The organism is Amycolatopsis dongchuanensis, from assembly GCF_039542405.1.
Taxonomy (GTDB): domain Bacteria; phylum Actinomycetota; class Actinomycetes; order Mycobacteriales; family Pseudonocardiaceae; genus Amycolatopsis_E; species Amycolatopsis_E sacchari.
Genome location: NZ_BAABIB010000046.1, coordinates 1 through 6,606, shown reverse-complemented (window position 1 = coordinate 6,606; position 6,606 = coordinate 1). Strand labels below are relative to the sequence as shown.

The 6,606-nt window shown below is 72.1% G+C and carries 8 protein-coding genes; 2 read left to right on the top strand and 6 right to left on the bottom strand.

Annotated elements, in window-relative coordinates:
- Positions 1–54: 54 nt before the first annotated feature.
- The 5 genes from ABFX51_RS10030 to ABFX51_RS10010 are packed head-to-tail and all read right to left on the bottom strand — an operon-like array spanning position 55 to position 4,547.
- Positions 55–801: an HAD family acid phosphatase gene (locus tag ABFX51_RS10030; RefSeq protein WP_346053582.1), complete on the bottom strand. Its 747-nt coding sequence runs from the start codon at positions 799–801 to the stop codon at positions 55–57.
- 41 nt (positions 802–842) lie between these two features.
- A complete protein-coding gene (locus tag ABFX51_RS10025) occupies positions 843–1,997 on the bottom strand; it encodes a class I SAM-dependent methyltransferase (RefSeq protein WP_346053581.1) in 1,155 nt (384 codons plus the stop codon).
- Positions 1,998–2,966, bottom strand: coding sequence for a methyltransferase domain-containing protein (locus tag ABFX51_RS10020; protein WP_346053580.1), 969 nt, complete (start codon positions 2,964–2,966; stop codon positions 1,998–2,000).
- Position 2,967: 1 nt separating this feature from the next.
- Positions 2,968–3,747 (bottom strand): enoyl-CoA hydratase/isomerase family protein, encoded by a 780-nt coding sequence (locus ABFX51_RS10015; protein WP_346053579.1) that lies wholly within the window; start codon positions 3,745–3,747, stop codon positions 2,968–2,970.
- A gap of 35 nt (positions 3,748–3,782) precedes the next feature.
- The gene (locus ABFX51_RS10010) at positions 3,783–4,547 is read right to left on the bottom strand and encodes an ABC transporter ATP-binding protein (protein ID WP_428832464.1); all 765 of its coding nucleotides are present in this window, start codon (positions 4,545–4,547) and stop codon (positions 3,783–3,785) included.
- Positions 4,548–4,823: 276 nt separating this feature from the next.
- Here ABFX51_RS10010 and ABFX51_RS10005 point away from each other — a divergent pair, with 276 nt between their 5' ends.
- Complete coding sequence (locus ABFX51_RS10005; protein WP_346053577.1) at positions 4,824–5,363, top strand: cysteine dioxygenase; 540 nt, start codon at positions 4,824–4,826, stop codon at positions 5,361–5,363.
- A complete protein-coding gene (locus ABFX51_RS10000; RefSeq protein ID WP_346053576.1) occupies positions 5,360–5,749 on the top strand; it encodes a rhodanese-like domain-containing protein in 390 nt (129 codons plus the stop codon). The genes ABFX51_RS10005 and ABFX51_RS10000 overlap by 4 nt, the downstream gene beginning before the upstream one ends.
- Positions 5,750–5,756: 7 nt before the next feature.
- On the opposite strand, the gene ABFX51_RS09995 is transcribed toward ABFX51_RS10000, so the two are convergent.
- The gene (locus ABFX51_RS09995) at positions 5,757–6,398 is read right to left on the bottom strand and encodes a cupin domain-containing protein (RefSeq protein ID WP_346053575.1); all 642 of its coding nucleotides are present in this window, start codon (positions 6,396–6,398) and stop codon (positions 5,757–5,759) included.
- Positions 6,399–6,606: the final 208 nt, after the last annotated feature.

Sequence of the window (6,606 nt, the reverse complement as noted above, 5' to 3'; positions counted from 1 at the left end):
CAACATGATCAACTACCGGACCGGCCAGCCGCCCACCGGGTTACGAGACATCCCTTAGGGCAGGTAGTACATCGGGTTCGGGAGCTTCACCCCGCGCTCGGCGTGGCCGCCTTCGAGGTCGCTGTACTGGTCGCCGAGGTTGAGCACGATGGTGGCGCCACCGGCCTCGATGTGGGCGCGCGTCTGCGACTTGTACTGCACGGTCGTGCAGGTCAGCCCGCACGTCAGGTACGCGGGCGCGGTGCCCTCGGGCTTGAAGTACGCCGCCGCGGGCGCCGGGTAGCCCTCGTTCGCGAGGTTCTTCAGCGACGCCGGGCCCTGGTGCTGCGCGCGCCCGGTCAGGAAGTACACGTCGACGCCGTGCTGGGCCGCCCAGTTCGCCAGGTGCAGCGTCGGCTGGATCGCGGGGAACGTGCCGGCGTTGATCGCCTGCTCCTGCTTGACCGGGTCGAACCCGAAGTCGTTGTCGGCCTCCCAGCCGTAGGTGACCTCGGAGGTGTCGTCGACGTCCAGCACGATCGCCGGGTTCGCGACCCCCTGCCGCAGCCGCCGCTCCAGGTACTGCTGCGCCTGCTCTACCTGGCGGCGCGTGTCCCTCGCCCACTGGCTCGTGGGGGACTCGTGGTGGTGCCCGGACGAATCCACGGTGTCGCCGTAATAAGCCTTCACGTCCAGCTTGACCTGGCCGATGTTGTCGGGCTCGTGGCTGCCGCCCGACGTGGCGAGCGCGGTCGCCCCTCCGGCGACGGTGGCGCCGATCGCCGCCGCGGCGGCGAGCTTCAGCAGACTGCGGAAAGACATGACGTGGCTCCCAACCTGAGGTGAACGGTTGGCAAACTACGTCATCGGAGCGGGATCCGGACCGCCTGACACAAAAAAGTCACCGGCGCCCGGCCGATCCGGGTGAGGACCACCGTCGCGTCGGCGTCACCGCGGAGCTTGAGCCGCTTGCGCAACGCGTCCGGATCGACGTCCAGCCCCCGCACCAGGATCTCCAGCCGCCCGACGTCGTGCCGTTTCAGCAGCGCACGCAGGGTCTTCTCGCTGTACGGGCCGTGCTCGACGACCCGGAACGCGCGCACTCCGGGCGGCGGCGTGTCGCCGGTCAGGTACGCGATGCGCTCGTCGAGCTGCCACAGCCCGTGCCGAGCGCCGTAGTGCTTGACCAGCCCTGCCCTGACCACCGCGCCGTCGGGGTCGATGATCCACTCGCCGGGCTCGCCCGCACCCACGTCGTCGGGCTCGTCGGAGGTGATCGTCCACTGCGGACCGTCCGTGCGCAGCACCGTCGCCCGGCGGGCGGCGGTCGCGAGGTCACCGGTCCACAGGCACGCCTCACGCACCTGCCCGTCGAGCGACACCAGCTCGACCTCGTCCGCCCACGGCAGCGCCGCCCAGTCCAGCCCCGGCGAGCACTTGACCGCGAGATCACGTCCGGCGTAGGCCTCGGCCAGCTGGTCCAGCGGCGGGGCGAAGTCCTCCGGCCGCCACCGGCGGCCCTTCGCGTCGCGGCGGGCGGGATCGGCGATGACCACCGCGCCCCGGCTGACCGGGCGCAGCGCGTCGGCGCGCACGAGCGGCACGTCCGGGCAGTTGTGCCGGGCCATCGCCAGCCGCACTTCGTCCACATCAGACCCGAGCGCCCGGCCGGCGACGCGCGCCAGCTCCACCAGGTCCGCGCCGATCGAGCACGTCACGTCGTGCACGTCGCGGCCGGTGAGGCGGGACGCGCGGTGGCGGGCCACGGCCGACGCGCTCGCCTGCTGCAGCGCGTCGCCCGTGAACAGCCAGTTCTCCGCCGCGTCGAGCTTCGCTCCCGCCTTGCGCCGCAGCAGCACCGTCTCCAGCACCGCCGCCGCGCGGTCCCCCGCGATCCGGCGCGCCTTCTCCACGTCCGCGATCCGCGAGGCGTCCAGCGCGGCGCACTCGGCGAGCACGCGTTCCCCCTCGGCCGAGCGCAGGAACGCGACGTCGTCGAGCGAGAACGCGTACGGCACCTACAGCTCGACCGGTGCCGGGGGCTTCGTGCCGGTGATCATCACGTTGTAGAACAGCTCACGCGGCAGGACCTTCGCGAGCACCTTCTTGTCGAGCGCGGACAGCCGCAGCCACAGGTGGTAGGCGAACATCCGCCACCGCACGGTCAGCTTCTCCGGCGGCACCGCGGCCTCGAACGTGCGGATCGGCCAGCCCGCGAGCGCCGCCGCGAACTCCTCGGTCACCGCGCGCACGTCCACCGCGCCGGCGCCCAGTGCTATCCGCTCCAGCTCGCTCGGGTCGAACGTGTGGAGGTCGACCACGGCCTCCAGCGCCGCCGCGCGCGAGGACTCGTCCAGCTCCTCCTGCGGCCGCCGCCACGAGGTCAGCGGGCCCAGCTTGGTGACGTTCGTGGTCAGCCACCACGTGAGCTGCCCGAGCTTGCGCGCGTAGAAGTTGCCGATCTTGGTCGGTTCACCGGCGAACACGAACCGCCCGCCCGGCTTGAGCACGCGCAGCACCTCGCGCAGCGCGGCGGGCACGTCCGGGATGTGGTGCAGCACGGCGTGCCCCACGACCAGGTCGAAGGTGTTGTCGTCGTAGGGGATGCGCTCGGCGTCGGCCACGCGGCCGTCCACGTCGAGGCCCAGCTTCTCCGCGTTGCGCAGCGCCACCTGCACCATGCCCGGCGACAGGTCGGTGACGGAGCCCTTCTTGATGACCCCGCCCTGCATCAGGTTCAGCAGGAAGAACCCGGTGCCGCTGCCCAGCTCCATCGCGGTCGGGTACGGCTGGCCCTCGGTGCCCGCGACGGCGTTGAACACGCCGGTGGCGTAGGAGATGCAGCGCTCGTCGTACGAGATCGACCACTTCTCGTCGTAGGTGCCCGCCTCCCAGTCGTGGTAGAGGACGTTGGCGAGCTTCGGGTCCGAGTAGGCGGCCTGGACCTCCTCGGCCGTGGCGTGCGGGTTCGGTGCGGGGTCTGCCACGTCATTTCCCTTCGAAGGTGGCCTTGCCGGGACCGTTCTCGATGAACGACCGCATCCCGTTCTTCTGGTCCTCGGTGGCCCACAGCGCCGTGAACAGGTACGTCTCCAGCTTCAGCCCGCTCGCGAGGTCGCCGTCGAGCCCGCCGTCGATGGCGGCCTTGGCGTTGGCGAGCGCGATCGCGGGGCCGTTCACGAACTGCGCGGCCCACTTGCGCGCCGACTCGTACACGTCGTCGGGGGCGACCAGCTCGTCCACGATGCCCAGGCTCAGCGCCTCGTCCGCCTTGGCGAAGCGGCCCGTGAACACCAGGTCCTTCGCCTTGCTCGGGCCGACGAGCCGCGCGAGCCGCTGCGTGCCGCCCGCGCCGGGGATGATGCCCAGCAGGATCTCGGGCTGGCCGACCTTCACGTTGTCACCGGCGATGCGGCGGTCCGCGGCGAGCGCGAGTTCGAGGCCGCCACCCAGCGCGTAGCCGGTGATCGCGGCGACGGTCGGCTTGGGGATCGCGGCGACCTCGGCGACCGTGCCCTGCAGGGCGGCGCCGAAGGTGCGCATCTCCGCGTACGTGCGGGTGGACATCTCCTTGACGTCGGCACCGCCGCAGAACGTCTTCTCGCCGCCGTACAGGATCACCGCGCGCACGTCGGCGCGCCGCGCCGCCTCGCGGGCGGCCTCGCCCAGCTCGGCCTGCACCTGGTCGTTGATGGCGTTGACCGGCGGGCGCTCCAGCCGGATCGTGCCGATCCCACCGTCCACCTCGAGCCGTACGAACTCGCCCACGCTGGCATCCTCCTCGTCGGTTACTGGTCGGTACCCTACCGGCGGCGCGCGAAGAACCGGTCCCCCGACCGCTCCAGCAGCAGGTCCTGGTCGAACGTCTTGGACAGGTTCTCCGCCGTCAGCACGTCGTCGATCAGCCCGGCGACGACCGCCTGGCCCTCGCGCAGCAGCAGGGCGTGGGTGAAGCCGGGCGGGATCTCCTCGACGTGGTGCGTCACCAGCACGGTGGCGGGCGCGTCGGGGTCCATCGCCAGCGTCGACAGCCGGGCCACGAGGTCCTCACGGCCGCCGAGGTCCAGACCGGCGGCGGGCTCGTCGAGCAGCAGCAGCTCGGGGTCGGTCATCAGCGCGCGGGCGATGAGGACGCGCTTGCGCTCGCCCTCGGACAGGGTGCCGAACGTGCGCTCCGCGAGATGCGTCACACCGAGCGTGCCGAGCAGCTCCATCGCCCGGTTGATGTCGAGGTTCTCGTACTCCTCGCGCCAGCGGCCGATGACGGAGTACCCGGCGCTGACCACGACGTCGCGCACGAGCTCGTCGCCCGGCACGCGGCCGGCGAGCGCGGCCGAGGTGAACCCGATGCGGGGGCGCAGTTCGAAGACGCTGACCTTGCCGATCCGCTCGCCGAGCAGGTCCACGGTGCCGCTGGTCGGATGCAGCTCGGCGGCGGCCAGGCGCAGCAGCGTGGTCTTGCCCGCGCCGTTCGGGCCGAGCACCACCCAGCGTTCGTCCAGTTCGACGGCCCAGTCCAGGCCGGCGAGCAGCTCGTTGCGGCCGCGGCGGACCCCCACGCCCGCCATGCGCACCACGAGGTCGTCAAGGTTGTTGGGCTCGCTCACGTGCCCATTGTGGTCATAGTTGACCGTCCCGGTGGCAGCGGGTGCGTCCAGCCCGTGAGACGTCACGCGGGGTAGCGGGCGGCCGTGGCAGGATGCGGTCCGTGAGCACTCCGCCGTTCCCGCGGCCCGCGGGCCCGTTCTGGCGGAACCGTGCCGTCGACCTGCTCCTCGTCGCCTCCAGCGGCTGTACCGGTGCGTCCTCCCGCACCCGTCACACCCGTTACCGAGGAGCTTTCGTTGACCCAGACCGTGCTCGACTTCGAAATCCACCCCCGGCTCGCCGAGTCCGCGCTGCCCGGGCTGCTGCCGCAGTCCCGTCTACTGTGGACGCCCGCTGAACTGGCGGAGCTGACCCGCCGGGTCGCGTCCGAACTGTCCGGCCCGCTGCACGACGTGCTGCGCTTCGACGCCGACCAGCGCTGGTGGGCCCGGCTCGCGCTGACCGACGGCGTGGAGCTGTGGCTGCTGTCGTGGCTGCCCGGCCAGCACACCGCGCCCCACGACCACGGCGGCGCGGCGGGCTCGTTCACCGTGCTGCAGGGCGAGCTGACCGAGGAGTACCGCTACCCCGGCGGCCCGATCCGCTCGCGGCACCACGTCGCGGGCGCGGGCCTCGGCTTCGGCGCGGGCCGGGCGCACCAGGTGAGCAACACCGGGACCGCCCCGGCGGCGAGTGTGCACGCCTACTCGCCGCCCCTCGTCCCGACGCGGGAGTACGCCTCGTTGGCTGACGTGCCGAGCGAGATCCCGCCCCTGCCGGTGATACTCGGCCGATGACCGTTGACGAAATGCTCGCCGCGGCCCGGTCCCGGCTCGACCGGGTCGGGCCGCGGGACGCGCGGGAGCTCCAGGAGCGGGGCGCGCTGATCGTGGACATCCGCCCGGAGGCCAACCGCGCGGCGGAGGGCGAGATCCCGGGCTCCGTGGTGATCGAGCGGATCCACCTGGAGTGGCGCCTCGACCCGGCGGGCTCGCACCGCCTGCCGCAGGTGCGCCCGGACCTGCCGGTGGTCGTGGTGTGCAACGAGGGCTACGCGTCGAGCCTCGCGGCGGCGGACCTCCAGCGCCTCGGGTTGCGGGCGACGGATCTGGACGGTGGGTTCCGGGCGTGGGCGGCGGCGGGCCTGCCGGTGCGGGAGGGGCCGACACCCGCGGTGCCGTGAGCGTGGTTCAGCGAACGGGTTCGTGGAGGAAGAGGATCAGGCACCCGGTCCTGCTGAACGACTGGTGTTCGACGGGGTGCGGGTAGTCGACGAAGTCGCCGCGCCTGCGCTGGAAGACCTGCCGGGTGCCGTCCGGGAACACCAGCTCGTCGTCCGCCTCGCCGTCGAGGAACAGGAACCGGTGCGCGGTGCGGTGGGGGTGGCGCGGCGCGGTCGAGCCCGGCTCGAAGTACGAAAGCCCCACGACCCGCTCGTCGAAGCCCTCGTCGAACGTCACGTCCAGCAGCAGCCGGAACCACACCCCCGTGCTCGATTCTTGCCACCCCTCCGGGCTGAACACGTCGTCCGCGGGAGCGCCCAGCCGCGTGCCGCTCAGCACGAGCGCCAGGCAACCGCCTTCGCTCGACACCTTGACCCCGCTCGCCGGGCGGTACGCACCCCGGCCACGCCGTTCCCCGTCGTCGAGGTCACCCTCCAGCACCAGGATCCGGTCGTCCGCGCCGCCGGTCAGTTCCCAGCCCGCGCCCCGGCCGAGCCGGAGCAGGGTGAACGAGTCGCCGTCGGAGCGCAGCAGTTCCTTCGTCCAGACGCCGGGTTTCGGGGCGGGGAGCCACCTGGCGGGGCTGAAGGCGGCGTTGTGATCGGTCATCAGGTCATGGTTGCGCAGGTTGGGCGCCGGTGATCGTGGTGTTGCCCTTGTGGGCGGGTCGTGTGCCCGGGTACCGGGCGCTGGGCGCCCTGGTTGGGCCCCACCCCCGCCCCATCCCCTTGATGGTTTAACGGTTGGCTCACCGCGTCAAGGGCGCTCAGTGTGAGGGTGTGGGTGGGCTGTGGCTTGGTGGTTATGGTCCGGTTTG

What these genes read in the sequence shown, in the direction of transcription:
- ABFX51_RS10030 (WP_346053582.1), bottom strand. Translation starts at nt 801, where the DNA reads ATGTCTTTCCGCAGTCTGCTGAAGCTCGCCGCCGCGGCGGCGATCGGC.
- ABFX51_RS10010 (WP_428832464.1), bottom strand. Translation starts at nt 4,547, where the DNA reads ATGGCGGGCGTGGGGGTCCGCCGCGGCCGCAACGAGCTGCTCGCCGGC.
- ABFX51_RS10000 (WP_346053576.1), top strand. Translation starts at nt 5,360, where the DNA reads ATGACCGTTGACGAAATGCTCGCCGCGGCCCGGTCCCGGCTCGACCGG.
- ABFX51_RS09995 (WP_346053575.1), bottom strand. Translation starts at nt 6,398, where the DNA reads ATGACCGATCACAACGCCGCCTTCAGCCCCGCCAGGTGGCTCCCCGCC.